Below are 25681 nucleotides of genomic sequence, written 5' to 3'. Positions count from 1 at the left end.
ATGCGAAACCCGGTAGGCGCCCACGTCCCGGTGGCGGGCGGGCTCGCCAAGGTCGGCCTCGACTACGCGCGCGAGCTGGGCGCGGAGGCCGTACAGGTCTTCGCCGCCAATCCGCGCGGCTGGGCGACGCCGCCCGGGAATCCTGCGCAGGACGAGCTGTTCCGCACGGAGTGCGCGGCCAGGTCGGTCCTGGCGTACGTCCACGCCCCGTATCTGATCAATTTCGGCTCGCACACCCAGGCCACTGTCGAGCGGTCCGCGGACTCCCTGCGCCACTCCTTGCGCAGGGCCAGGGAGATCGGCGCGCTGGGCGTCGTGGTGCACACGGGTTCGGCGACCGACGGGCGTCCGCCTTCGGAAGCCCTCGCGCAGGTGCGCGAGCACATGAGGCCGCTACTCGACGAGCTGACGCATGACGACGACCCGTATCTGCTGCTGGAGTCGACGGCCGGGCAGGGCTCCTCGCTCTGCTCGCGCACCTGGGACTTCGGCCCGTACTTCGAGGCGCTCGACTCCCATCCCCGACTGGGCATCTGCCTGGACACCTGCCATATCTACGCGGCGGGACACGATCTGACCGGCCCGGCGGGTATGCGTCAGACCCTCGATCTGCTGGTGGACACCGTCGGCGAGGGCCGGCTGAAGCTGATCCACGCGAACGACTCCAAGGACGTGGTGGGAGCTCACAAGGACCGGCACGAGAACATCGGCGCCGGTCACATCGGTGCGGAGCCGTTCCGCGAGCTGTTCTCCCACCCGGCGACGGACGGGGTTCCCCTGATCATCGAGACCCCCGGCGGCAAGGCGGGGCATGCGGCGGACGTGGCTCGGCTGAAGGAGCTACGTGATCCCGAAGAATCTTGAGGAATACCCCTAGGGGGTATACGGTTCCTGTTGTCGACAGGAACCGCTATCCGGCCTTGGGGGAAGACCATGCAGCACTACGACACCCGTCACGACCCGCACACCGGACCTGCCCACCAGGCGCACGACGAGCACGCGGGACACATGGGCCATGGCGGACACGCGGGCCACGACGCAGCCGGGTCCGCCCACGGCAAGGCGAGCTGGGGCACGGCCGCGCAGGCCACGCTGCACTGCCTCACCGGCTGCGCCATCGGCGAGGTCCTCGGGATGGTGATCGGCACCGCGCTCGGCTGGGGCAACGTGCCGACGATGGTGCTGGCGATCACCCTGGCGTTCTTCTTCGGCTACGCACTCACCCTGCGCGGCGTCCTCAAGGCCGGCGTCGACTTCCGTACGGCCTTCCGGGTCGCGCTGGCGGCCGACACCCTGTCGATCGCGGTGATGGAGCTCATCGACAACGGGGTGCTCGCGCTGTGGCCCGGAGCCATGGACGCCCACCTGGCGGACGCGATGTTCTGGATCGTCCTGGCCATCGCACTGGCCTGCGCCTTCGTCATCACGGTGCCGGTCAACAAGTGGATGATCGGCCGCGGCAAGGGCCACGCCGTGGTGCACCGGTACCACCACTGAGGCGCGGGGCCTCGCAGATCAGAGCTCGGGGCCGTCCCCGGGCTCTTCCTGGTAGGAGTAGCGCTGCTCGCTCCACGGGTCGCCGATGTTGTGATAGCCGCGCTCTTCCCAGAAACCGCGGCGGTCGGCGGTCATGTACTCGATACCGCGGACCCACTTGGGGCCCTTCCAGGCATAGAGGTGGGGCACGACCAGCCGCACCGGAAAGCCGTGTTCGGCGGTGAGCAGTTCGCCGTCCTTGTGGGTGGCGAACACGGTCCCGTCCGCGACGAAGTCGGCCAGCCGGAGATTCGAACTGAACCCGTACTCGGCCCACACCATCACGTGGGTGACATGGGGCGCGGGCGGTGCGAGTTCCACGAGCGTACGGGCGAGGACCCCGCCCCATTCGGCGCCGACCATGCTGAACTTCGTCACGCAGTGCAGGTCCGCCACGACCGAGGAGAACGGCAGAGCAGTGAACTCCTGGTGATTCCAGCAGCGCTTCTCGCCGTCCGCCGTGGCTCCGAAGACCCGGAACTCCCAGCGGTCGGGCTTGAACTTGGGCACGGGCCCGTAGTGGGTGACCGGCCAGCCGCGCTGCAGGCGCTGCCCCGGCGGAAGCTCGGACTGCCCTGATTCGCTGTATTCCCGGCTTTCCGGCTGACCCATGCCTCCATGGTGACAGACAGGCAGGGGTGGTCATGACCAGGGAAGAGCCGATTCGGGCAACTCGCACTAAGCGTGCACTTACTGGACGACCGGGAAGCTCGATGCGAGGATGCGGCCAACTTACCCAGTACACCGGTTGGAAGGAGCCTCTGCGATGCAGGGCGACCCCGAGGTCCTCGAGTTCCTGAACGAACAGCTGACCGCCGAACTCACTGCCATCAACCAGTATTTCCTGCATGCGAAGATGCAGGAAAACTTCGGCTGGACGAAGCTCGCCAAGTACACCCGGGCAGAGTCGTTCGACGAGATGAAGCATGCCGAGATCCTGACCGACCGCATTCTGTTTCTCGACGGCCTGCCCAATTACCAGCGACTGTTCCACGTACGGGTCGGCCAGACGGTCACCGAGATGTTCGAGGCGGACCGCCAGGTCGAGGTCGAGGCGATCGACCGGCTGAAGCGGGGCATCGAGCTGATGCGCACCAAGGGCGACATCACGTCCGCGAACATCTTTGAGTCGATCCTCGCGGACGAGGAGCACCACATCGACTACCTCGACACCCAGCTGGACCTGGTCAAGAAGCTCGGTGAGGCGCTCTACATCGCCCAGCTGATCGAGCAGCCGGAGAGCTGAGACGGCAGTCCCGGCCCAGCGGCACGCGCCCGGCCCAAGGGTCCGGACGGGCTCAGGGGTCCGGACGGGCTCAGGCCGCGCCGGAGAGGCGGATGTCCTGCGACGTACCGGCGCCGACCGTTGTCGGGGCGAGTGCGGAACCGGCCACCGGCTCCCGCTTCTCGCCGAGCAACTCGCGGCGCGGGTAGTCACCGCGGCCCAGCAGCGCCTGGATCCGGCGGACGCAGCCGCCGCAGTCCGTACCGGCCTTGCAGGCGGAGGCTATCTGGCGGGGCGTGCAGGCACCGGCGTCCGCATGCTGCTTGACCTGCTGTTCCGTGACTCCGAAGCACGAGCAGACGTACACGCGGTTCACCTCCCGCCGGGGGTCGTTCGCTGGGACCGCCCCCCTCTTTCGGTGAGGCTAACCTAACCTTACCCGCCACCCCTGGTGGGTAAAAGCCCCGGAACCCCTGTGGGGCACGGATCACATGGATCCGTGCCCCACAGTCGTGCAGTCCGGCGTCTCCTACTGGTCGCGGTACATCTCGGCGACGAGGAATGCCAGGTCGAGGGACTGGCTGCGGTTGAGCCGGGGGTCGCAGGCCGTCTCGTACCGCTGATGCAGATCGTCCACGAAGATCTCGTGGCCGCCGCCGACGCACTCGGTGACATCGTCACCGGTGAGCTCGACGTGGATACCGCCCGGGTGCGTCCCGAGACCCTTGTGCACCTCGAAGAAGCCCTTGACCTCGTCGAGGACGTCGTCGAAGCGGCGGGTCTTGTGGCCGGACGCGGCCTCGAAGGTGTTGCCGTGCATCGGGTCCGTCACCCACACCACGGTGGCGCCGGACGCGGTGACCTTCTCGACAAGCTCGGGGAGCTTGTCGCGGACCTTGTCGGCACCCATGCGGACGATGAAGGTCAGCCTGCCCGGCTCGCGGTCGGGGTCGAGGCGGTCGATGTAGCCGAGCGCCTCGTCGACGGTGGTCGTCGGGCCGAGCTTGATGCCGATCGGGTTGCTGATCTTCGAGGCGAACTCGATGTGCGCGCCGTCCATCTGACGGGTGCGCTCACCGACCCACACCATGTGGCCCGAGGTGTCGTAGAGCTTGCCGGTGCGCGAGTCGACGCGCGTCAGCGCCGTCTCGTAGTCCAGCAGCAGACCCTCGTGCGAGGCGTAGAACTCGACCGCCTTGAACTCGGCCGGGTCCGTGCCGCACGCCTTCATGAAGTTCAGGGCGTTGTCGATCTCGCGGGCCAGTGCCTCGTAGCGCTGACCGGAGGGCGACGACCTCACGAAGTCCTGGTTCCAGGCGTGCACCTGGCGCAGGTCGGCGTAACCGCCGGTGGTGAAGGCGCGGACCAGGTTCAGCGTGGAAGCGGATGCGTGGTACATCTGCTTCAGCCGCTGGGGGTCCGGGATGCGGGCGGCCTCGGTGAAGTCGAAGCCGTTGACGGAGTCGCCGCGGTAGGTCGGCAGCGTCACGCCGTCGCGGGTCTCGGTCGACTTCGAGCGCGGCTTGGAGTACTGGCCGGCGATCCGGCCGATCTTCACGACCGGTACGGAGGCCGCGTAGGTGAGGACGGCGCTCATCTGGAGCAGCGTCTTGAGCTTGGCTCGGATGTGCTCAGCCGACACGGCGTCGAACGCCTCGGCGCAGTCGCCACCCTGCAGCAGGAATGCCTCGCCCTTGGCGACGGCTCCCAGGCGGGCACGCAGCTGGTCGCACTCGCCGGCGAAGACGAGAGGCGGATACGACGCGAGGTCCGCGAGCACATCGCGCAGGGCCTCGGAGTCGGGGTACTCGGGCTGCTGCGCCGCGGGAAGGTCTCGCCAGGTCGCCTTGTCGGCGACGCTCAGGGATTCAGCTTTCACGATCACGACAGCAAGAGTACGGGGTCGCCGCCGCCCGGCCGGTACTCGCTCGCCTGGTGAGACAGACCGTCCGAAGTCGGCCCGGACGAGAGCCCGCGCCACGGGCGCGAAGAAGCCCCCGGCCGGGCCGCCCGTGCGCTACGATCCACGGCATGTTCGCGCAGACAGTTCAGAACTGGTGGTGGCCCGCTCATCCGGCGGCCCGCTGACTCGACGCGCGTACACACTTCGCGAAGGCCGCCCGAGGGGCGGCCTTTCTGCGTTTTCGGAGCCGTTCCTCCTTCTCATCGGAAGGAACACCCATGCCCGACCACGTGACCGACCTCGTCCAGAAGCTGCTCCAGGACGACTGCCCGCCGTTCGCGCTGCTGCGCAGGCGCACCCCCGGCCACGACCACGACACCGTCGACGTACTCATCGGCCGGGTCCAGGAGGCGGACCGGCTCGCCGACATCCCCGTGGGTGAGCAGCCCTCGCTGGCCCTGGTGCCGTTCCGGCAGATCGCCGAGCGGGGCTTCGACGTCCGCGACGACGGCACTCCGCTCTCCGTGCTCCTGGCCGAGGAGTCGTACGCGCTGCCGCTCGACGAGGTGCTCGCCGCACTCCCCGCCCACGAGGTGCGGGTGGAGGGCGGACGTTTCGATGTGCCCGACGCCGAGTACGCGGACACCGTCCGGCGTGTCATCAGGGACGAGATCGGACAGGGCGAGGGCGCGAACTTCGTGATCAGGCGGACCTTCCGCGGTGAGATCCCCGGGTTCGGGAGAGCCGACGCGCTGGCCCTGTTCCGGCGGCTGCTGTCGGGCGAGCGGGGCGCGTACTGGACGTTCGTCGTCCACACCGGGGACCGGACGCTGGTCGGTGCCAGCCCCGAGGTGCATGTGCGGATGTCCGGCGGCACCGTCGTGATGAACCCGATCAGCGGCACCTACCGCTACCCCGCCGACGGGCCCACCGCCGAGAGCCTGCTGGCCTTCCTCGGCGACCGCAAGGAGACCGAGGAACTCTCCATGGTGGTCGACGAGGAACTGAAGATGATGTGCACCGTGGGTGACATGGGCGGGGTCGTGATCGGCCCCCGGCTGAAGGAGATGGCGCACCTGGCGCACACCGAGTACGAACTGCGCGGCCGCACCTCGCTGGACGTCCGGGAGGTCCTCAAGGAGACCATGTTCGCGGCGACGGTCACCGGCTCCCCCGTCCAGAACGCCTGCCGGGTCATCGAGCGGTACGAACCGGACGGCCGCGGCTACTACGCGGGCGCCCTGGCCCTGCTGCGGCTCGACGCGAACGGGACGCAGACCCTGGACTCGCCGATCCTGATCCGTACGGCCGACATCTCGCCCGGCGGCCGGCTGAAGGTGCCGGTCGGCGCCACACTCGTACGCCATTCCGACCCGGAGAGCGAGGTCGCCGAGACCCATGCCAAGGCGGCCGGGGTGCTGGCGGCCCTCGGTGTGCGGCCGGAACGCCCGCACACCGAGGCGGCCCGGCCGCAGCTGGCTTCCGATCCGCGGGTGCGGGCGGCACTGGACGAGCGGCGCGACGGACTCGCGCCGTTCTGGCTGCGGATGCAGGAACGTACGCGGCAGCTGTCCGGTCATGCCCTCGTGGTGGACGGCGAGGACACCTTCACCGCGATGCTGGCGCACCTTCTGCGGTCGTCGGGGCTGGACGTGTCGGTGCGGCGGTACGACGAGCCGGGGCTGCTCGAGGCCGTACGGACGCACGCGGGGCCGGTCGTGCTGGGCCCCGGGCCGGGGAATCCGGCCGACGCCGCCGATCCCAAGATGCGGCTGCTGCGCGGACTGGCCGCCGAGCTGCTCAGGGAGCACCGGCACGGGCTGCTGGGGGTCTGCCTCGGGCACGAGCTGATCGCGGCGGAACTGGGGGTGGAGATCGTCCGGAAGGCGGTGCCCTACCAGGGGGCGCAGACCCGGATCGAGCTGTTCGGCCGCCCGGAGACGGTCGGGTTCTACAACAGCTTCACGGCCCGCTGCGACGAGTCGACGGCCGCCGGGCTGGCCGCGCGTTCCGTCGAGGCGAGCCGAGACTCGGCCACGGGTGAGCTGCACGCGCTGCGCGGGGTGGGGTTCGCCTCGGTCCAGTTCCACCCCGAGTCGGTGCTGACGCTGCGTGGGGCCGGGATCGTGACCGAACTGCTGGCGGGGCTGCCGGTGCTCAGCTGACGGAGGAAGGGGCGTGGGCCCCGGCGGTCCGGCCGGGGCCCCGGCCCGCTCAGTCCGTGGGCGGGGCCGGCACGAGGACGTTCTCGCTGCGGCGGCCGGCCAGGTAGTCGGCGACGTTCCGCACGGTGGCTTCGATGATCTGGCCCACCGCTTCGCGGGTGTAGTACGCCTGGTGCGAGGTCACGACGACGTTCGGGAACGTGACCAGCCGGGCCAGGGTGTCGTCGTCGATGCCTTGGAGGGACTTGTCGAGGAAGAAGAGCCCGGCCTCCGCCTCGTACACGTCCAGTCCCACACCGGTGAAGCGCCCCGCCCGCAGCTCGGCGACGAGGGCCGTGGTGTCGATGAGTCCGCCGCGGCTGGAGTTGATCAGGATCACGTCGTCCTTCATCGCGGCCAGGGCCTCCTTGCCGATGAGGCGGCGGGTCGAGGGCATCAGGGGTACGTGCAGGCTGATCAGGTCCGCCTCGGCCAGAAGCTGGTCCTTGTCGACGTACTTCATGCCGAGCTCCAGGCACGCCGGGTTCTCCACGACGTCCCAGCCCAGCAGGTTCATGCCGAAGCCGTGGGCGATCCGGGTGAACGCCTCACCGATCTTCCCCGTGCCGATCACCCCGGCGGTGCGGCCCCGCATGTCGCGGCCGAGCAGGCCGTCGAGGCGGAAGTCGAAGTCCCGGGTGCGGCTCGCGGCGCGGATGATGCGCCGGTTGACCGCCATCGCGAGCGTCCAGGCGAACTCCGCGACCGAGTACGGCGAGTAGTACGAGACCCGGGCGACGCGCAGGGCCAGGCGTTCGGCGACGTCGAGGTCGATGTTGTTGAAGCCCGTGGAGCGCTGGGCGATCATCTGCGTGCCGCCCGCGGCGAGGGTCTGCAGGACCCTGCCGCCGAGGTCGGCGTTGACGCTGGTGGAGATGATCTCGTAGCCCGCCGCGATCGGTGCGGTGTCCCCGTTCAGGAAGACGTCCAGGCAGCGGACCTCGTGCTGCCCGGCGAACGCGCTCTCGATCAGGGGCTTCTCGTCGGACTGCACACCGAAGGCCAGGATTTCCACGCCGTCTCCCGTTGCTCGCACCCGTGCCGGTCCTCGCGAATATACGGCCGGGGCCCCCGGGGCGCCGCTCAGCCGGCGTCGTCGATGCCGCGCTCGATCGCGTACCGCACGAGCTCCACCCGGTTGTGCAGCTGGAGTTTGCCGAGGGTGTTCTGTACGTGGTTCTGGACGGTGCGGTGGGAGATCACGAGCCGCTCGGCGATCTGCTTGTACGACAGTCCCTTGGCGACCAGGCGCAGCACCTCCGTCTCACGGTCGGTGAGCTCCGGGGCCTTCGGCTCGTCGGATGCCACGGGGACCGGGTCGGAGGCGAGCCTGCGGTATTCGCCGAGGACCAGACCGGCGAGGCCGGGGGTGAAGACCGGGTCACCCGCGGCGGTGGAGCGCACGGCGTCGGTCAGGTCCTGGGTGCTGGCGGACTTCAGGAGATAGCCGGTGGCTCCCGACTTCACCGCCTCCAGGACGTCGGCGTGCTCGCCGCTCGCGGAGAGCACCAGCACCCGGAGTCCGGGGTGGGAGCCGACCAGTTCCTTGCAGACCTGGACACCGGGCATCCCCGGCAGATTCAGGTCGAGGACGAGGACGTCCGGCCTGGCGGCCTTCGCCCGGCGGACCGCCTGCGGGCCGTCACCGGCGGTCGCCACCACCTCGAAGCCGGACTCGGCCAGGTCCCGGGCGACCGCGTCGCGCCACATGGGGTGGTCGTCGACGACCATCACTCTGGTGGGCCGCTCGTGGGCTTCCTGCGTGTTCGGTGTACTCATCGGGCTGATCCTGCCTTCCCCCGTGAAGCCTTCGGAATCTTCAACTCGACCTCGGTGCCCTGGCCGGGCACCGAGATCAACGCGGCCGTGCCACCCAGGTCACGCAGCCGCCCGCGGATCGACAGGGCCACCCCGAGGCGGCCCTCCCCCTCCGCCTGGGCGAGCCTGCCGTCCGGGATGCCCGGGCCGTCGTCCCGGACGGTCACGATCACCTCGTCGCGCTCGTCCTCGACCAGGATCCACGCCTGGGCGTCCTGTCCCGCGTGCACCCGCACATTGTCCAGGGCGGCACTGACAGCGGCGGCCAGTTCCCGTGCGGCCTCCGGCGGCAGCAGTACCGGAGCACCCGGCTCCGCGAAAACGACCCGGGAACCGGCGTGCGGGGCGAGCAGGGCGCGCAGGTCGCACTCGGCTCCCGCGGCCCCGGTCTCGTCGATCTCGACGGTACGGACGACGGCGCCGTCGGCCGCGTCCTCGGAGACCCGGGTGGTGGGCACGAGGCCGCTGGAGACGAGGGTGCGCAGGGCGACTTCCTGCTCTCCTGCCATCCTGCCCAGTTCCGCGGCCTCGCCGCCGAGCGCCGAGCCCCGGCGCTGCACCATCGCGAGCACCTGGAGCACGCTGTCGTGGATGTCACGGGCCAGCCGCTCCCGTTCACGGGTGGCGGCCTCGATCTCCAGGGCCCGGGCCAGGGTGCGTTCACTGGCTCGGGCCACCTCGACGACGTACCCGATGGCGATGGAGGCGACCCAGACCAGCAGGACGTTGTGCACGGTGTCCCTGCTGGGGTGGCCGCGCTCGATGATGTTGGCGACGGCGACGAAGGTGGAGGCGAAGGCAGCCCACCGCCAGCCGCCCTTGATGGCGAACGCCAGGACCGAACCGGCAGTCCAGATCGACGGGAGCGTCGGGCCGTCGATGTGCCGGGCGTCGAAGTCGGCGAGCGGGGTGAGGAGGACGCCGGTGAGGGCGATGACGAGGTCCGCGCCGAGGAAGCGCTTGGTGCAGCGCACGGCGCCGGCCACCCTGGGGAGGGTGACCAGCGTCCAGACGACCATCACGGCGAGGTAGGCGACGGCCACCCACAGCCGCTCGAACTTCCCGCGGCCGAGGACCGCGAGGAGCACCGCGTAGAGCATGGCCAGCACGCGGTACGCGGTCAGAGCACGCCACAACGGCTGCTCGACGGACATCCGCACGACCCGCTCGCGTCTGGTCATCTCCCCACCCCCCGGACCGACAGCGACGCCACTACGCGCCGGACCGGTCCGTTCCTTCCGTGCCCGTGGTGTCCGCCGCTTCCGTGGCGGTCCGCTGCTTCTGCGCGCGCTTCTCGTCCTCGGCGCGGAGCTTCGCCTCGTCGGCGATCTGCCGCTTCGCCGCCGTCGCGTAGATGTCGACGTACTCCTGACCGGACAGCTTCATGATCTCGTACATGACCTCGTCGGTCACCGAACGCAGGATGAAGCGGTCGCCGTCCATGCCCTGGTAGCGGCTGAAGTCGAGCGGCTTGCCGATTCTGATGCCCGGCCGCATCAGCTTGGGCATCACCTGGCCGGGCGGCTGGATCTTCTCCGTGTCGATCATCGCGACGGGGATGACGGGCGCACCGGTGGCGAGGGCCACCCGGGCGAGGCCACCGGGCTTGCCGCGGTAGAGACGGCCGTCGGGCGAACGGGTGCCCTCGGGGTAGATACCGAAGAGCCCACCGCTCTCGATGACCTGGATGCCCGCCTTGATGGCCGCCTCACCGGCGCCCCGGGCCCCGGAGCGGTCCACCGGGAGCTGGCCGACGCCCTTGAAGAAGGCAGCGGTGAGCCTGCCCTTCACCCCGGGAGCAGTGAAGTACTCGGCCTTCGCGATGAAGGTGACCTTGCGGTCGAGTACGGCCGGCAGGAAGAACGAGTCGGAGAACGACAGATGGTTGCTCGCGAGGATCGCGGGTCCCTGCGCGGGAACGTTCTCCAGGCCCTCCACCCATGGCCTGAAGGCGAGCTTCAGGGAGCCGCCGATGGAGAACTTCATTGCGCCGTAGATCAACTCGGGTGCCTCCTGTGTGCTGTCGGTCAGACCTTAACCTGTGGGATCGTCCGCTCTTCCGCCCGGCACGGGGGCGCGCCCCCGCAGGAGACGGAGCCGGTCCCCCGGCTGCGACCCGTGACGGCCCTGGTCGGTGTCGGTCCGGTCGCGTACGGTGAAGTAATCCTTCTTCGCACTCCCTTTTGAGTCCCAGCCTCACGAACAGGAGACCCCCGGTGCCGGTCCTCCCTGGAGCCGAGCCGTTCCGCCACGAGGGCGGAGAGGTCGGCGTCCTTCTCTGTCACGGATTCACCGGGTCACCGCAGTCACTGCGCCCCTGGGCCGAGTACCTCGCGGAGCGGGGGCTGACCGTTTCCCTCCCGCTGCTGCCCGGACACGGCACGCGCTGGGAGGACATGGCCGTCACCGGCTGGCAGGACTGGTACGCGGAGGTGGACCGGGAGCTGCGGATTCTGCGGGAGCGCTGCGGCCGGGTCTTCGTCTTCGGACTCTCCATGGGCGGTGCGCTGTCGCTGCGGCTGGCGGCGAAGCACGGGGACGCGGTCACGGGCCTGGTCCTGGTGAACCCGGCGAACAAGGTGCACGGCCTCTCCGCCTACGCCCTGCCGGTCGCCCGCCATCTGGTGCGTACGACGAAGGGCCTCACCAGCGACATCGCGCTGGAGGGCGTCGAGGAGACCGGCTACGACCGGGTGCCGCTGCACGCGGCCCATTCGGTACGCAATTTCTTCCGTCTGGTCGACGCCGAGCTGCCGCAGGTCACCCAGCCGCTCCTGCTGCTGCACAGCCCGCAGGACCATGTGGTGCCGCCCGCCGACTCGGCCCGCATCCTCAGCCGGGTGTCGTCGACGGACGTCGAGGAGATCCTGCTGGAACAGAGCTACCACGTCGCGACGTTGGACCATGATGCGGAGCGGATCTTCGAGGAGAGCTACTCGTTCGTCGGCCGCCTCGCACCCAGCGTCGGGAAGAAGGGGAGCACGTCCGGTGGCTGAGCACGACGCGGAGCGCACAGGAAGTGACGAGGAGCGCGAACCGCGTCCCACGGAGGGCACCGGTGTCCCGGAGGGAGCCGAGGGCGCCCGGCCGGTCGACGAGGACGCGGCCTGGGAGGCGATCGTCGCGGGGTACGGCGACGAACCCCCGGACCCGCCCGGCGCCAAACCCTTCAAGTCGATCGAGGACCTGGCCCTGCTGGAGGACGATCAGCTCAACGTCCTGGAGCCGGACGCGGGCACGAGCGACGACGCGGACAAGGGTTCGGGCAAGCCCAAGCCCGCGAAGCCGCCGGAGAAGAAGGGGCTGGGCAGTTCAGTCGTCTTCGCTCCCGGTGTCGCCGGGCCGCGCGACTACGAGGTCGAGGAGCCGAAGAACGGCGACACCGACGGGCCGGGCGACAGCGAGGAGGGGCATTTCGTTCCGCCGGAGCCGCCGCCGCTGCCCGAGGCCGATGTCACGGCGAAATTCGCCTGGCTCGCGGTCGTCGGCGGGCCGGTCCTGCTGCTGATCGCCGTGGTGCTGCAGTGGGAGATGACGTGGTGGCTCACCACACTCTGCATCGGCGGATTCCTCGGCGGCTTCACCACGCTGGTGGCCCGGATGCCCCACGACGACGAGGAAGACGACGACCCGGGGCGCGGCGCGGTCGTCTGACGGCCGGCGTATGGCGGCCGGCGTATGACGTGATGGCCCGTGCCTCCCCCGGCCCGTACCGCCCCGCCGGGTCAGACCTGCCGGGCCGTCGTGGACAGGGCGTGCACCCGGAGTGCCGCCAGCACCGGAAGGTGGTCCGTGGCCGCCCGGAGGTCCGCGTCGGTGATGCCCGGGAGGCCCGACGGCACACCGCAGCCGAGCACCTCGATGCCCTCGGTGGCGAATACCGCGTCGATACGCCGCCGGGGGTCGTCCGGCGAGAAGGTGTGCTCGCCGCCCCACGGGCGTACGGCCCGGCAGTCCTGGAGCCGGCCGGCCAGCCGCCCGAACGCCGGCCCTTCCGGTCCCTCGTTGAGGTCGCCCGCCGCGACGGCGTGCGGCACCCGCATGGCGTCCAGCCGTTCGAGCAGCAGGTCCGCCTGGTCCAGCCGTTCCTCACGCTGGAGGCTGAGATGGCAGCTCAGGAGGCCTATCCGGGTGCCGGCGATCCGCACGACGGCTGTGGCGAAGCCCCTGCGGTGCAGGCCGGGGGTGAGTGGCAGCAGGACGTCCTTGGTCCGCTCCACCGTGGCCCGCAGCGAACAGAGCAGCAGCGGTCCGGCCGCCGTGGCGCCGCCGGAGAGGACCACCAGATCGGTGGCGGCGGCGAGTCGGGCGGCCGCCTTGCGCCAGCGGAAGAAGCGCGGAGCCTCCTGGACGAACACCAGGTCGGGACGGCAGGCGCGGATGACCCGGGCCAGGGCCGCGGTGTCGTCACGCAGCGATCGGATGTTGTAGCTGAGCACTCTGATGACGGCCGAACCGTCCGGCTCGGTACGGGAGTCGGGCAGCGGCGTCATGACCATGCCCTTCACGATACGACGGACGCCCGCCGCTCCCCAGGGGGCGCGACGGGCGTCCGGCCGCACTGCGGGTGGGCTCAGCCCTGGCGGGCCAGGTCGGCCGCGCCCACCAGACCTGCCTTGCCGCCGAGCTGGGCGGCGAGCACCTGTGCGTGCGGGCGCCATTCGCCGCCGATCAGCCAGCGCCGGAAGGACTTGCGGATCGGGTCGAGAACGAGTTCGCCCTCGTCCGAGACGCCGCCGCCGACGATGAACGCGGAGGGGTCGAAGAGCGAGGCGAGGTCGGCGAGTCCGGCTCCGGCCCAGCGGGCCAGCTCACGGAACGAGTCGACGGCGACCAGGTCGCCCTGGCGGGCAGCGGCACTGACGTGCTTGCCCTCGATGCCCTCCACCGTGCCGTCGCCGAGCGACAGCAGGATCGCGGCGTTCTCCGGCGTGGCGTTGGCACGCTGCTTCGCGTACCGGACGAGCGCCCGCCCGGAGGCGTACTGCTCCCAGCAGCCCTGGCTGCCGCAGCCGCAGAGCAGACCGTCCGGGACGACCCGGACGTGGCCGAACTCGGCGGCGACACCGAAGCGCCCGCGCCGCAGCTTGTTGCCGATGATGATGCCGCCGCCCAGGCCCGTGCCGAGCGTGATGCAGATGACGTCCTCGTGGCCCTGGCCGGCGCCGAAGCGGTACTCACCCCAGGCGGCCGCGTTGGCGTCGTTCTCGACGACGACCGGCAGACCGACCCGCTGCTCGACCTTGTCCTTCAGCGGCTCGTGCCGCCACTTGATGTTCGGTGCGAACAGCACGGTGGCGCGCTTGTCGTCGACATATCCGGCGGCTCCGATGCCGACCGCCTCGATATCGTGGCCCTCGCTCGCTCCGGCCACGGCTGAGCAGATCGCGTCGACGATGCCTTCGGCCGTCGGCGGGGTCGATACCTTGAACATCGAGAGGATCTGGCCCTCTTCGTCGACCACTCCAGCCGCGATCTTCGTGCCGCCGATATCGACGCCGATGGTGAGTCCCATGAATCCCTCAGTTTCGGTCGAGCCCCGCTACGGCCAACCGTACCCGAGGCAGAGCGGGCCCCGGCCCTTCTGCCTCCGGCCCGGGGTCAGTCGAGGTCGATGTGCTCGCTGCCGCCGGGGCCCTCGTCACGGGGGTCGGACGGGTCGTCGGCGGCCTTCTTGGGTGCGCCGGCCCCGCCCGCGCCTTCGGTGGTGCGGGTCCAGCGGGCCTCCTGGCCCTCGACGGCCGAGCGGTAGGCGGCCAGGAGTTCGTTGCCCGCTGCCGCGAGATGGTCGAAGAGGTCCGGATTGCGCTCGATGACGGGCTCGACCGCGGACTTCGCCTGCTTGATCACCTGCTGGACGGCGCCCTGGGCGGCCACACCAAGCAGCGGCGACTGGAGCGAGGCGACCTTGTCGGCAACCGCGTCGACGAGCTTGCGCAGTTCCTCGGCGGCGGAACCGGGCTGCGGCCCGTACTGGGCGCGCCGCCTGGCCTTCTCGGCTTCGAAGTCCTCGGCGCAGGCATCGGCCCACGCGTCGCCGTCGGCGGGACGGTCGGTGGCTTCACTCATGATGGGCTCCTGCGGCAAGGATGGCGTAGTACCGACGTTACCCGAACGGGGTAAACCGTTCACGGGTCCGCGGCCAGAGCGCCGGATCCGGAGTGAACCGGACACGCAGCACGCCGCCGGTGAGCGCGGCCCCGGAGACGGTGCAGCGGCGGAGTCCCGGCTCCAGGCGCACGATCCGGTGGAACGGGCCGACGGTGAGGAGGAGTTCGTCGCCGCGGCGGACCAGGTGGACGTCCTTCTTCCCGGCTCCGGGCAGCGGCAGACACCAGACGAGTGTCCGGCCGGACGGGTCGCCGGAGACCTCCGGCGCGGTGCCCTCCGGCGTGGTGTCCTCGATCCACCAGGGGTCGTCGGCCCGGCCGGGGGCGCGGTCGTCGGGTGCGAGGTCGCCGAGGAGGGCCAGGTCGTCCGGGCCGTGCGGGTCGTGGCCGAGGTGGGCCGCCTCGTGCAGCATCCCCGGCCATTCCTGCGCCCAGTGGCCGAGGCACTTCTCCTGCTGGGCGGCGAGACCGGCGAACCAGGGGTCCGCGGAATGCCGGGGCAGCACCCGGGTGGCCACGAGCGCGTCGACGCGGAGCCCCTGGAGGGCGAGTCCCGTACGTGCGGTGCGCAGGGTGTCCCATGCGGCCGTGCCGGGTTCGGCGGCCAGGCGTACCGTCGTCGCCTCGTTCTCGATCAGTGCCTGGACCGAGGCCAGCTCGGTGTCCTTGCGGGCGGCGGCCTCGTACAGCCACTGCGCGGGTGCGGGGACTCCGGCGAGCTGGGCGAGGACCGGGCGCAGGGCGCGTGCGGCCTGGCGTTCCTGCGGCAGAACGCGGCGCAGGTAACGGCGCAGGTGCTCGGGCAGGGCGAGTACGGCGAGTGCCTCGTACAGCGGGGGCAGGTCGACGACGAGGACGTCAGTGCCGTCGTCCGACCAGTCGCCCGCGGCGGCGCGGTGCAGGGTGTGCAGGAGTGCGAGCTGTGCGCTGCCGGGCAGTTCGGTGAGTTCCTCACCGTCCAGGCGGTTGGCGCCGAGCAGGCCGAGCACTCCGGACGCGCGGTCCTGGAGGGCGACGAGTTCGCTGCGGAAGTGCGCGCCGGAGTCGATCCGTGCGTACCGCAGGCCGTCGGTGACCTCGGTGGGCTCCGTACCGGTGGGGAATCCGGGGACGGCGTCGGCGGAGACGAGCAGGGTGCTCAGGCCGGCGCGGGCGGCGGCGAGGGCGGTCGCCGCCGCGACCGTCGTACGGCCCGCACCGCCGGGGCCGGTGACCAGGACCGTACGCACGCGGTCAGCCCCGCGGGACGGACTCGACGCGCTTCTTCAGTCCGGCGAGGGCGCGGTCGATGATGACCTTCTCCGCCTTGCGCTTGATCATGCCGAGGAGCGGGATCTTGACGTCGACGGCGAGCCGGTAGGTCACCTCGGTGCGGTCGCCGACGGACGCCAGGGTGTACGAACCGTCGAGGGCCCGCAGCATCTGGGACTTCACGAGGGTCCAGCTGACCTCGTTCTCGCCGGTCCAGGTGTACGCGAGGACGTGGTCGTCCTTGATCGCGCCGGCGTCGAGAACCAGGCGGACCTGCTCGGCGCGGCCCTGGTCGTCGGCGGCCAGTACCTCGGCCTGCTTCACCTCGCCGGTCCATTCGGGATAGCGGCCGAAGTCCGCGATCACTCCCATGACGTCGGCCGGTGCCGCCTCGATCATGATGCTCGAGCTGGTGTGTTCAGCCATCGCCGTGGCCCTCCAGTGCGGTGTACCGGTCGCGTTCGGCAGAGGTCTGCCGCGTGCAGGCTATCGCGTACGGGAGGGTCGCCGTTGCGCGGTCCGCGTCACCACTCCAGGGCCCATGGCCGCCCGGTGGAGGCGAAGTGGCCGACGTTGACGCACTCGGTGACGCCGATCCGCATCCGGCGGACCAGGGGCTGGTGGACATGGCCGAAAAGCGCGTACCGGGGGCGGGTGCGCCGGATGGCGTCGAGAAGGGCCCGGCTGCCGCGCTCGAAACGGCGCGCCACGGTGTCGTACGTCAGTTCGGGGACGTCGGGCGGGATGTGCGAACAGAGCACGTCCACCGGTCCGAGCGCCTCGACCTTCGCCGCGTACTCCTCGTCGCCGATCTCGTACGGGGTGTTCATCGGGGTCTTCAGGCCACCGCCGACGAAGCCGAAGACCCGGCCGCCGATCTCGACGCGCTCGCCGTCCAGGACGGTCGTGCCGGGGGCCGCGTACTCGGGCCAGAGGCCGGGGATGTCGACGTTGCCGTAGGTGGCGTACGTCGGGGTGGGCAGGGCCGCGAACAGTTCCGCGTACTGCTTGCGTACCGCGGCGACGATGGCCGCGTTGCGGTCCATGCCCGCCCACAGGGCGCGGCCGAAGGCGCGGGCCTCCTCGTAGCGGCGGGCGGTGCGCAGTTCGACGATACGGTCCGCGTTCTCCACACCGAAGAGGTCGGGGAAGATGCCGCGCGAGTGGTCTTCGTAGTCGAGGAAGAGCACCAGGTCACCGAGGCAGACGAGGGCGTCGGCGCCGTCTCCCGCGCGGGCGAGCGCCTCAGCGTTGCCGTGTACGTCGCTGACCACGTGGATGCGCGTACCGGTTCTCGCGGTCGTGCTTCGGCCGTCCACTCCGCTTCCTCGCATCCGATCACCCTAGATCTCGGCCCGCCGACTGGGTAGGGGTGGCCGGACCTGCGGATACTTCCGGGCCGTCGCACAGGTGCATTAGTGTGCGCGGAGGCCCACCTCTATGTGTGATGCATAAGACATCTGGCCGGAAACCCCTATCGGGAACCACGTACCGGTGGGTAACGTCCGGGCAGTCCAGTCGTGCCCACCCCACGGAGTACGTGCCAGTCTTGGACCGCATCCGGTGCGTCGCACAGAGCCGTGGCACCGGAGCCCGATGAGGAGCAGCAGTCTTGCGCGAGTTCAGCCTTCCGGCCCTGTACGAGGTCCCCTCAGACGGCAACCTGACGGATCTCATCCGCCGCAATGCCGCTCAGCATCCCGAAGTCGCGGTGATGAGCCGCAAGGTGGCCGGCGTCTGGACGGACGTCACCGCCACCCAGTTCCTCGCAGAGGTCACAAGCGCGGCCAAGGGCCTGATCGCGGCGGGCGTCCAGCCCGGCGACCGCGTCGCCCTGATGTCGCGCACCCGCTACGAGTGGGTGCAGCTGGACTTCGCGATCTGGAGCGCGGGCGGGGTCACCGTCCCCGTCTACGAGACGAGCTCTCCCGAGCAGGTCCAGTGGATACTCGGCGATTCGGGTGCCGTCGCCGTCATCGTGGAGAGCGACGCCCACGCCGGGTCCGTCGCCTCCGTGCGCGACGGTCTCCCCGCGCTGCGGCACGTGTGGCAGATCGACAAGGGCGCGGTCGGGGAGCTCGTCACCGCCGGGGCGCAGGTCTCGGACGAGACCATGGATCTGCGCACGGTGAGCGCGAAGGCCGACGACCCCGCCACCATCGTCTACACCTCGGGCACCACGGGCCGCCCCAAGGGCTGTGTGCTGACCCACCGCAGCTTCTTCGCGGAGTGCGGCAACGTGGTGGAGCGGCTGAAGCCGCTGTTCCGTACCGGCGAGTGCTCCGTACTCCTCTTCCTGCCCGCCGCCCACGTCTTCGGCCGGCTGGTCGAGGTCGCCTCGGTGATGGCCCCGATCAAGCTCGGCTGCGTGCCGGACATCAAGAACCTCACCGATGAGCTGGCGGCCTTCCGGCCGACGCTGATCCTCGGTGTGCCGCGGGTCTTCGAGAAGGTCTACAACTCGGCGCGCGCCAAGGCGCAGGCCGACGGCAAGGGCAGGATCTTCGACCGGGCCGCCGAAACGGCGATCGCGTACAGCCGTGCGCTGGGCACCCCGCAGGGCCCGTCCATCGGGCTGAAGGTCAGGCACAAGGTCTTCGACAAGCTGGTCTTCGGCAAGCTGCGGGCCGTGCTCGGCGGCCGGGGCGAGTACGCGATCTCCGGCGGCGCGCCGCTCGGCGAGCGGCTCGGGCACTTCTACCGGGGTATCGGCTTCACGGTCCTGGAGGGCTACGGCCTGACCGAGACCTGCGCGGCCACCGCCTTCAACCCGTGGGACCGTCAGAAGATCGGCACGGTCGGCCAGCCGCTGCCCGGCTCGGTCGTCCGGATCGCCGACGACGGCGAGGTGCTGCTGCACGGCGAGCACCTGTTCGCGGGCTACTGGCAGAACGAGACGGCCACGGCCGAGGCGCTGGCCGACGGCTGGTTCCACACCGGTGACATCGGCACCCTCGACGAGGACGGATACCTCGCGATCACCGGCCGCAAGAAGGAGATCATCGTGACGGCGGGCGGCAAGAACGTCGCCCCCGCCGTCATCGAGGACCGGATCCGCGCGCACGCGCTGGTCGCGGAGTGCATGGTGGTCGGTGACGGCCGTCCGTTCGTCGGGGCGCTGGTCACCCTGGACGAGGAGTTCCTGGGCCGCTGGGCCGAGGAGCACGGCAAGCCCGTCGGCTCGACGGCCCTGTCGCTGCGCGAGGACCCGGAGCTGCTGGCCGAGGTGCAGCGTGCCGTGGACGACGGCAACGCGGCGGTGTCCAAGGCCGAGTCCGTACGCAAGTTCCGCATCCTGGCCGCACAGTTCACCGAGGAGGCGGGCCACATCACGCCCTCGCTGAAGCTGAAGCGGAACGTGGTGGCGAAGGACTTCGCCGACGAGGTCGAGTCCATCTACCGCGCCTGATCCGGCGGTTGCGCGAAGGGCCTGTCTCCCACTGCTCGAATTCCAGGGGACAGGCCCTTCGCCGTACGCCGGCTGACGTCGCGTCAGGGGCTCAGAGCAGCGTCTTGAGCTTCTCGGCGAGCAGGTCCCAGCGCCATTTCTCCTCGACCCAGGCCCTGCCCCGCTCCCCCATCCGCTGCCGCAGCTCCGGGTCCGCGAGCAGCGTGACGATCCGGTCGGCGGACTCCTCGGCGGAGCCGCCGCGCACCACCCAGCCGGTCTCGCCGTCGAGCACCGCGTCGGGCGCACCGCCCGAGTCGCCCGCCACCACCGGCAGCCCGGTCGCGGACGCCTCCAGATAGACGATGCCGAGCCCCTCCACGTCGAGGCCGCCGCGCCGGGTCCTGCACGGCATCGCGAAGACGTCACCGGCGCCGTAGTGCGCGGGCAGTTCCTCCCACGGCACCGGCCCGGTGAAGCGCACCGACTCCGTCACGCCCGTCTGGGCGGCCAGCTTCCTCAGTTCCCCGGCGTACGGTCCGCCGCCGACGATCAGGAGCACGGCGTCCGGCACCCGCGCGAGGATCGCGGGCATGGCGAGGATCAGGGTGTCCTGGCCCTTGCGCGGGACGAGCCGCGACACACAGACGACGACGGGCCGGTCCGAGAGCCCGAGCCTTGCTCTGACCTTGTCCCCGCCGGAGTCCGGGTGGAAGGTCCGCTCGTCGACTCCGGGCGGCAGCCGGACCATGCGGCCCGCCGCCTGCGGGGTGAGCGCGGCGGCGATGCGGGAGCGGGTGTACTCGCCGAGGTACGTGAGCGTGTCCGTGCCCTCGCCGATGCGGCGCAGCAGCTGCCGGGAGGCGGGCAGCTGGGCCCAGCCTGCCTCGTGCCCGTGCGTGGTGGCGACGATCCGGCGCGCACCCGCCTTGCGCAGGGCCGGTGCCATCAGGCCGAGCGGGGCCGCCGCGCCGAACCATACGGACGAGCAGCCGTGCTCCCGCAGGAGCTGGACCGCCCCCCGGGTGACCCCCGGGGTCGGCAGCAGCATCGTCGTACGGTCGCGCACGACCGTGAAGGGCTGCTCGGCGTCGAAGGCGGCGGTGGCGGCGGCGCCCTCGGGGCCGCGCTTCCAGGTGGAGGCGTAGACGACGAGTTGTCCTGGGTCCACGCGCAACGCCATGTTGTGCAGGAACGCCTGGATACCACCGGGCCGGGGCGGGAAATCGTTCGTCACGATCAGGGTCTTGTCCATCGTCGCCGACAGTACCGAACGGCCCCGCTTCATCGCTCCCGCACCGTCCCGCCGGGCATCATGGCTCACCGTGACCACCGCGAAAGGGATGAGGCCGGGCATGACGGGAGCAACCGGTACACGTCTGTCCCTCGCCGTGTGGGGCCTCACCAGAGCGGTCCTGCTGCTCGGCGTCCTCAAGGTCTTCACGGTCCCGGGACCCGACGTCACCAGCGATGTGTCGGCGATCTACCACGGCTGGTACGAGGTGTTGAGGAGCGGTACCTACCCGGTGGACGACGTCACCTGGCAGTACCCGCCCGCCGCCGCGCTCGCCGTCCTCTCCCCCGCCGTCCTGCCGTTCCTCGACTACCCGTCCGCCTTCTACGTCCTGGTGCTGCTCTGCGACGCGCTTGTCCTCGGCCTGCTGCTGCACGCGGGGCGGCGGCCGGAGAGGAGCGGCGCGGGCGCCTGGGTGTGGGTGGCGGGGGTGCCGCTCCTGGGTCCCACCGCGTACGCCCGATACGACCTGATGGTCACCGCGGTCGCGGTGGCGGCGCTGCTGGCGGGGGTGCGCCACCCACGGGTGCTGGGGGCGCTGGCCGCTTTCGGGGCGCTGCTGAAGGTCTGGCCCGTCCTGCTGCTGGTGGGCACGGCGCGGGGGCGTACGAGCCGGAGCGCGTGGGTGGCCGCCGCGGCGACGGCGGTGGCGCTGGCCGCCCTGTGCGCGGCGGCGCTGCCCGGTGCGTTCGCGTTCCTGTCGTTCCAGCAGGACCGGGGCACCGAGATCGAGTCGCTCGGGGCACTGGTGTTCCATGTGGCCCGGCAGTTCGGCTGGCAGGGCGGGGTGGAGCTGCGCTACGGCTCGATGGAGTTCACCGGCCCGTTCGTCCCGCTGGTCTCCACGCTCGCCATGGGGCTGACGGCGCTGGCCTTCGGCTGGCTCCTGGTGTGGCGGCTGCGGGCCCGGACGTTCACGGTGCGCACTCCGGCGGACGCGGCGTTCACGGCGGTCCTGCTGTTCACCACGACCAGCCGGGTCATCAGCCCGCAGTACATGCTGTGGCTGGTCGGTCTGGCTGCGGTCTGCCTCCTGTTCCGGGGCAGCCGGATGGTGCTGCCCGGCGCTCTGGTGCTGGTGGCCACGGGGGTCACGCTGCTGGAGTTCCCGCTGGGCTTCGCGCATGTGGCTGCCAGTGACGCGCTGGGCGTGGGGCTCCTCCTCGTACGCAACGGGCTGCTGGTCGCCGCCACGCTGACCGCCGGGCGGCGGCTGTGGCGGGAGACCGTGCCCGTCCGGGCCGGCACCGGACCGCGCGCCCGGTCCGCCGGAGGACCGGAGCCCCGTCAGCCGAGCCGGGCCGCCAGGTAGTCCCGCCAGCTCGCGGCGAACTCCTGCGGGTTCGTACCGAGCACCGTGTGCAGCGCCCGCTCCACCGCTCCGTCGCGCCCTGGATGGCCCCCCACGGCCTTGTAGAAGGCGATCAGCTTCTCCTCGCCCCAGCGGTCCTCGATCAGCTCGCAGGCCAGCCAGCCGCCCTCGTACGCCCTCGCGAGCTTCGCGGCGTCGCCGCCGAAGCCGAAGTCGGCGTCGACGGGCAGTGCGGCGGGCACCTCGCCGTCGCGGACCGCGTCGGCCAGCTCCGGGGCGACGAGGCCGGCCGGGCGGTCCTCGTCCCGGTAGGCGACCCAGTCGGCGAAGCCCTCGGAGAGCCAGACCGGCGTGGCCGGGGAGGTGTCGACGCGGCTCGCGACATGGGTGGTCTCGTGGGTGAGGACGATCTGCTGTCCGAACGTGCCGAGCAGCGCGTACGCCTGCGGATTGACGATCACCCGGTCGGCCGCGCCGGGTGCCTTGCCCGAGCCGCCGACCTCGCCCGTGGTGACGGCCGCTATGCCCCGGTAACTCGCCGCCGGCGAACCCAGCAGCCCCGCCATGTCCTCCACGGAGTCCGGTACGAGGACGACGACCCGGCGCACCCAGGAATCCGGCCAGGCGGCGGAGACGGCCGGGACGGCGCGGTCCGCGGTGTGGGCGACCCCGCGCAGCTCCCCATCCGGCCGGCCCACCCCGAGGACGAGGCTGTGGGTGCCCCGTACGACCTGGACGTCGCCCTGCTGCCACAGCTGGCTCGCGGCGCCCTTGCCCGGCCGGTCGGCGGCGATGTACCAGCGGCCGTCGGTGTCGTCCCGGGCCAGCTCCAGGGTTCGGGCAGCGGACACCGGGGCCCGGTCGTAGCCGTCGATCCGGTACCGCAGGTCGACGTCCGCGGTGGCCCGGCCGGTGCCGTGCGGGGTCACGGTCCGCACCTCGTACGACCACGACTTCAGCGGTACGTCGGCGAGGTTGGCCAACTCCGTGCGCTGGGCGGCCCGCAGCGCGGCGGCCTCCGGAGCGAGCACGGCCAGGAATCCGGCGGGGTCGTGGTTCAGGACCGCGGTCGCGCGGCGGTCGAGCGTGGCCCGGATCTCCTGGGCGGCCGTGTCCCGGGCCGGGTCACGGGGGGACGCGCAGGCGGACGCGAGGAGCAGCCCGGCGAGCACGGCACCCGCCGCGCGCCGTGCCCGGGTCCGCTCCCGTACCGCACCACGCCTGTGAACAGCCATCCTGCCGATCGTACGGTCACAGCCGGGTGACCGAGGAGACGGGCATCATGCCGACCGGGTCGTAGCGCACCGGGGCACCCGGGTACGGGGCGTGGATCACCTGGCCGTTTCCCGCGTACATCCCGATATGGCTCGCGTCCGCCCGGTAGGCGACCAGGTCCCCGGGGCGGGCCTCGGAGAGCGGCACCATCCGGCCGGCGTACCGCTGGGCCTGGGAGGTGCGCGGGAGGCTGATCCCGGCCTGGGCGTACGCCCACTGCATGAGGCCGGAGCAGTCGAATCCGCCGGGCCCGTTGGCACCCCACACGTACGGCAGTCCGAGCGCGTGCCGGGCCGCCGTGAGGGCGGCCATCGCCCTCCCCGAGCCGGGCGCCCGGTCCGAGAGGGCCGGGACCGGCTCGTCACGTCCTGAGCGGGAGGCCCGGTCGAGGGTTTCCCGCTCCTCGTCGGGCAGCGAGTTCAGCAGCTCCCTGGCCTGGGCGAGCTTGCCCTCGACGGTGCGCTTGTGGCGGACGAGGGCGGCCCGGCCGCTCTCCAGCCCGGCAAGGGACCTGGTGGCCTCCGCGCGGGTCTGGGCGACCGCGCGCTGGGCCCCCTGGAGCTTGTGCAGTTCGGCGGTCCGGCGCGCGCTCAGCCGGTCGAGGGTGGCGGCCCGGTCGAGGAAGGTGTCCGGGTCGGACGAGAGCAGCAGCGCAATCGACGGGTCGATGCCGCCCGTGCGGTACTGCGCGCCGGCGAGTGAACCGAGGGCCGTACGCATCCGGTTGATGTTCTCCTGGCCGCGGGCCGCCGCGTCCTGGGCGCGGGTCACCTCGCCGCGCAGCCGCCCGACCTTCTCCCCGGCCGCGTTGTAGCGCTCGGTGGCCTTCTCCGCCTCGCCGTACAGCCGGTCGACCCGGGCCTTCGTGGCCTCGTGCGTGTCCTGGGGGTCGGCGCTCGCCGGTGCGGCTCCGAGTGTCGCCGCGGCGGTCGCCGCGGCGGTCGACAGGACAGTGATCCGGACGGTCCGGTTGAGGCCGGACGGTGTGGAACGGCGATGGGACACCACAGGAAGCCGCACTCCCTTTCGCGTACCCGCCCGCTGGACACGGACGGTGCGCAGCCCCTGCCGCCCGGGGCGGGCGGACCGACGACCGGGAGCTGCACAGCAGGCAGACAGTAATCGGGCGGCTGCACAGCGACCAAGGACCACGCCGGACCCCTGAGGGTGCGCACACAGCTCCGCCCCGCCGTGACCTCGGTCTCCGGCGGGGCGGGGCGTCAGCGAAGGGGGCGGTAATTCGCCCGTTCGGGCGTCAGCTGGGGCGGACGCCGAACTGGAAGGTGCCCATGTAGTCCATCGACTCGTAACGGACCACGGTGCCCGGCTTCGGGGCGTGCAGGATCTGGTTGTTGCCCGCGTACAGGCCCACGTGCGAGGTGTTGTTGAAGAAGACCAGGTCGCCCGGCTTCAGCGCGCTGCGCCCGATCCGTACACCGTCGTTGATCTGGGTGTAGGTGGTGCGGGTGATCTGGATACCGGCCTGGGCGTAGGCCCACTGGGTCAGACCGGAGCAGTCGAACGAGCTGGGGCCCGTCCCGCCGGAGACGTACGGCTTGCCCTGCTGGGTGGAGGCCGCCTGGAGCGCGGCGGCGCCGCGGGCGGACGCGGGGACCTCGTTGCCGAGGCTGACCCGCTCGCTCGACGCCCGGCTGGCGCGGACCTCCTCCTGGCGCATCTTCTCGCGCTCGGCCTCGGTGAGGGTGTTGAGGAGCTGCTGCGCGTCGGCGAGCTTGCCCTGGTACTTCTTCTTGTTCTCGCCGAGCGCCTTGCGCACGTCGGCGAGGTCGCCCAGCTTGCCCTGGGCCTCCTTGCGCTGCTGCGCGAGGGTGCGCTGCTTGCTCTGGATCTTCTGCAGCGACTCGGTCTGCTTGGCGGTCAGCTGGTCGAGCGCCGACGCCTTGTCGAGGAAGCTGTCCGGGTCCGAGGCGAGGAAGAGCTGGACGGACGGGTCGATGCCACCGGAGCGGTACTGCGCGGTGGCGAGCGAACCGAGCTCGCCGCGCAGGGTGTTGAGCTCGTCCTGGCCGCGGGCCACCTTGTCCTGGAGAGCGTCGACCTGCTTCTTGAGCTTGTCCTGCTGCTCCTTGGCCCCGTTGTACTTCTCGGTGGCAGCTTCCGCCTCGTGGTAGAGCTTGTCGACCTTTGCCTTGACCTCGCTCTTGGTCGGCTTGGGATCGGCATGCGCTGCCTGAGAGGTCAGAGCCACGGCCGCAGCGGCGGTGACGGTGAGCACGGTCACGCGGGTGCGGCTCGGCTGCTTGGGACGACGGTGGGACGCCACGAAGGCGAGCTCCTTCTTCCTCGAGCCGCCTACCGGGCTGTGGGGGACGTGGATCCCCGGCTCCGTACACTCACGGACTCG

26 protein-coding genes are annotated in these 25681 nt (G+C 71.1%); 9 read left to right on the top strand and 17 right to left on the bottom strand.

Going from position 1 to position 25681, the window contains the following annotated elements:
- Together F0344_RS27705 and F0344_RS27700 are read left to right on the top strand one after the other, a co-directional pair.
- Positions 1 to 864 carry a deoxyribonuclease IV gene (locus F0344_RS27705; RefSeq protein ID WP_185301356.1) on the top strand — a complete coding sequence of 288 codons (864 nt, stop codon included), beginning with the start codon at positions 1 to 3 and terminating at the stop codon, positions 862 to 864.
- A gap of 144 nt (positions 865 to 1008) precedes the next feature.
- Positions 1009 to 1497: a DUF4396 domain-containing protein gene (locus F0344_RS27700; protein ID WP_258050307.1), complete on the top strand. Its 489-nt coding sequence runs from the start codon at positions 1009 to 1011 to the stop codon at positions 1495 to 1497.
- 18 nt (positions 1498 to 1515) lie between these two features.
- Here the strand turns inward: F0344_RS27700 and F0344_RS27695 are convergent, their stop codons facing one another.
- Entirely contained in the window at positions 1516 to 2148 is a 633-nt protein-coding gene (locus F0344_RS27695) for a sulfite oxidase-like oxidoreductase (RefSeq protein WP_185301354.1), read from the bottom strand.
- Between the two features lie 154 nt (positions 2149 to 2302).
- Between F0344_RS27695 and bfr the strand changes: the two genes are divergently transcribed.
- Entirely contained in the window at positions 2303 to 2782 is a 480-nt protein-coding gene (gene bfr / locus F0344_RS27690; protein WP_185301353.1) for a bacterioferritin, read from the top strand.
- Positions 2783 to 2852: 70 nt separating this feature from the next.
- Here the strand turns inward: bfr and F0344_RS27685 are convergent, their stop codons facing one another.
- A complete protein-coding gene (locus F0344_RS27685; protein ID WP_185301352.1) occupies positions 2853 to 3128 on the bottom strand; it encodes a (2Fe-2S)-binding protein in 276 nt (91 codons plus the stop codon).
- A 162-nt stretch (positions 3129 to 3290) separates the two neighbouring features.
- Positions 3291 to 4646, bottom strand: a complete 1356-nt coding sequence (locus F0344_RS27680) for a class II 3-deoxy-7-phosphoheptulonate synthase (RefSeq protein ID WP_185301351.1) — start codon at positions 4644 to 4646, stop codon at positions 3291 to 3293.
- Between the two features lie 146 nt (positions 4647 to 4792).
- Here F0344_RS27680 and F0344_RS36910 point away from each other — a divergent pair, with 146 nt between their 5' ends.
- Both F0344_RS36910 and F0344_RS27670 read left to right on the top strand, forming a co-directional pair.
- A complete protein-coding gene (locus F0344_RS36910; RefSeq protein WP_374940170.1) occupies positions 4793 to 4849 on the top strand; it encodes a trp operon leader peptide in 57 nt (18 codons plus the stop codon).
- A 93-nt stretch (positions 4850 to 4942) separates the two neighbouring features.
- Positions 4943 to 6829, top strand: a complete 1887-nt coding sequence (locus F0344_RS27670; protein ID WP_185301349.1) for an anthranilate synthase family protein — start codon at positions 4943 to 4945, stop codon at positions 6827 to 6829.
- Between the two features lie 49 nt (positions 6830 to 6878).
- On the opposite strand, the gene F0344_RS27665 is transcribed toward F0344_RS27670, so the two are convergent.
- The 4 genes from F0344_RS27665 to F0344_RS27650 all read right to left on the bottom strand — a co-directional run bounded on the left by F0344_RS27665 (position 6879) and on the right by F0344_RS27650 (position 10687).
- The gene (locus F0344_RS27665) at positions 6879 to 7883 is read right to left on the bottom strand and encodes a 2-hydroxyacid dehydrogenase (RefSeq protein ID WP_185301348.1); all 1005 of its coding nucleotides are present in this window, start codon (positions 7881 to 7883) and stop codon (positions 6879 to 6881) included.
- Between the two features lie 68 nt (positions 7884 to 7951).
- The gene (locus F0344_RS27660; protein ID WP_185301347.1) at positions 7952 to 8647 is read right to left on the bottom strand and encodes a response regulator; all 696 of its coding nucleotides are present in this window, start codon (positions 8645 to 8647) and stop codon (positions 7952 to 7954) included.
- On the bottom strand, positions 8644 to 9867 hold the full coding sequence (gene macS, locus F0344_RS27655; protein ID WP_185301346.1) for a MacS family sensor histidine kinase: 1224 nt from the start codon (positions 9865 to 9867) through the stop codon (positions 8644 to 8646). The genes F0344_RS27660 and macS overlap by 4 nt, the downstream gene beginning before the upstream one ends.
- 31 nt (positions 9868 to 9898) lie before the next feature.
- Positions 9899 to 10687, bottom strand: coding sequence for a lysophospholipid acyltransferase family protein (locus F0344_RS27650; RefSeq protein WP_185301345.1), 789 nt, complete (start codon positions 10685 to 10687; stop codon positions 9899 to 9901).
- A 215-nt stretch (positions 10688 to 10902) separates the two neighbouring features.
- Here F0344_RS27650 and F0344_RS27645 point away from each other — a divergent pair, with 215 nt between their 5' ends.
- Positions 10903 to 11682, top strand: coding sequence for an alpha/beta hydrolase (locus F0344_RS27645; RefSeq protein ID WP_185301344.1), 780 nt, complete (start codon positions 10903 to 10905; stop codon positions 11680 to 11682).
- On the top strand, positions 11675 to 12340 hold the full coding sequence (locus F0344_RS27640; RefSeq protein WP_185301343.1) for a hypothetical protein: 666 nt from the start codon (positions 11675 to 11677) through the stop codon (positions 12338 to 12340). The genes F0344_RS27645 and F0344_RS27640 overlap by 8 nt, the downstream gene beginning before the upstream one ends.
- 71 nt (positions 12341 to 12411) lie before the next feature.
- On the opposite strand, the gene F0344_RS27635 is transcribed toward F0344_RS27640, so the two are convergent.
- The 6 genes from F0344_RS27635 to F0344_RS27610 all read right to left on the bottom strand — a co-directional run bounded on the left by F0344_RS27635 (position 12412) and on the right by F0344_RS27610 (position 17381).
- A complete protein-coding gene (locus F0344_RS27635) occupies positions 12412 to 13185 on the bottom strand; it encodes an endonuclease/exonuclease/phosphatase family protein (RefSeq protein WP_185301342.1) in 774 nt (257 codons plus the stop codon).
- A gap of 74 nt (positions 13186 to 13259) precedes the next feature.
- Complete coding sequence (locus F0344_RS27630) at positions 13260 to 14201, bottom strand: ROK family glucokinase (RefSeq protein WP_185301341.1); 942 nt, start codon at positions 14199 to 14201, stop codon at positions 13260 to 13262.
- 86 nt (positions 14202 to 14287) lie between these two features.
- Positions 14288 to 14755, bottom strand: a complete 468-nt coding sequence (locus F0344_RS27625) for a DUF5304 domain-containing protein (RefSeq protein WP_185301340.1) — start codon at positions 14753 to 14755, stop codon at positions 14288 to 14290.
- Positions 14756 to 14792: 37 nt separating this feature from the next.
- The gene (locus tag F0344_RS27620; protein ID WP_185301339.1) at positions 14793 to 16025 is read right to left on the bottom strand and encodes an ArsA family ATPase; all 1233 of its coding nucleotides are present in this window, start codon (positions 16023 to 16025) and stop codon (positions 14793 to 14795) included.
- Between the two features lie 4 nt (positions 16026 to 16029).
- The gene (locus F0344_RS27615) at positions 16030 to 16473 is read right to left on the bottom strand and encodes an SRPBCC family protein (RefSeq protein ID WP_185301338.1); all 444 of its coding nucleotides are present in this window, start codon (positions 16471 to 16473) and stop codon (positions 16030 to 16032) included.
- 98 nt (positions 16474 to 16571) lie between these two features.
- Positions 16572 to 17381: a metallophosphoesterase family protein gene (locus F0344_RS27610; protein WP_185301337.1), complete on the bottom strand. Its 810-nt coding sequence runs from the start codon at positions 17379 to 17381 to the stop codon at positions 16572 to 16574.
- A 278-nt stretch (positions 17382 to 17659) separates the two neighbouring features.
- On the opposite strand from F0344_RS27610, the gene F0344_RS27605 reads away from it, so the two are divergent.
- Positions 17660 to 19456: an AMP-dependent synthetase/ligase gene (locus F0344_RS27605; RefSeq protein ID WP_185301336.1), complete on the top strand. Its 1797-nt coding sequence runs from the start codon at positions 17660 to 17662 to the stop codon at positions 19454 to 19456.
- A gap of 91 nt (positions 19457 to 19547) precedes the next feature.
- Here F0344_RS27605 and F0344_RS27600 read toward each other — a convergent pair whose 3' ends face one another.
- The gene (locus F0344_RS27600; protein ID WP_185302928.1) at positions 19548 to 20690 is read right to left on the bottom strand and encodes a glycosyltransferase family 4 protein; all 1143 of its coding nucleotides are present in this window, start codon (positions 20688 to 20690) and stop codon (positions 19548 to 19550) included.
- 100 nt (positions 20691 to 20790) lie between these two features.
- On the opposite strand from F0344_RS27600, the gene F0344_RS27595 reads away from it, so the two are divergent.
- The gene (locus tag F0344_RS27595; protein WP_185301335.1) at positions 20791 to 22041 is read left to right on the top strand and encodes a glycosyltransferase 87 family protein; all 1251 of its coding nucleotides are present in this window, start codon (positions 20791 to 20793) and stop codon (positions 22039 to 22041) included.
- Here the strand turns inward: F0344_RS27595 and F0344_RS27590 are convergent.
- From F0344_RS27590 to F0344_RS27580, 3 genes are all read right to left on the bottom strand, one after another.
- Positions 22017 to 23276 carry a hypothetical protein gene (locus F0344_RS27590; RefSeq protein ID WP_185301334.1) on the bottom strand — a complete coding sequence of 420 codons (1260 nt, stop codon included), beginning with the start codon at positions 23274 to 23276 and terminating at the stop codon, positions 22017 to 22019. The genes F0344_RS27595 and F0344_RS27590 overlap by 25 nt on opposite strands.
- 16 nt (positions 23277 to 23292) lie before the next feature.
- Positions 23293 to 24324 (bottom strand): C40 family peptidase, encoded by a 1032-nt coding sequence (locus tag F0344_RS27585; RefSeq protein ID WP_185301333.1) that lies wholly within the window; start codon positions 24322 to 24324, stop codon positions 23293 to 23295.
- Between the two features lie 247 nt (positions 24325 to 24571).
- On the bottom strand, positions 24572 to 25600 hold the full coding sequence (locus tag F0344_RS27580; RefSeq protein ID WP_185301332.1) for a C40 family peptidase: 1029 nt from the start codon (positions 25598 to 25600) through the stop codon (positions 24572 to 24574).
- Between the last annotated feature and the right edge of the window lie 81 nt (positions 25601 to 25681).

The organism is Streptomyces finlayi, assembly GCF_014216315.1.
Classification (GTDB): domain Bacteria; phylum Actinomycetota; class Actinomycetes; order Streptomycetales; family Streptomycetaceae; genus Streptomyces; species Streptomyces finlayi_A.
This window is presented reverse-complemented; position numbering and strand designations above follow the sequence as displayed.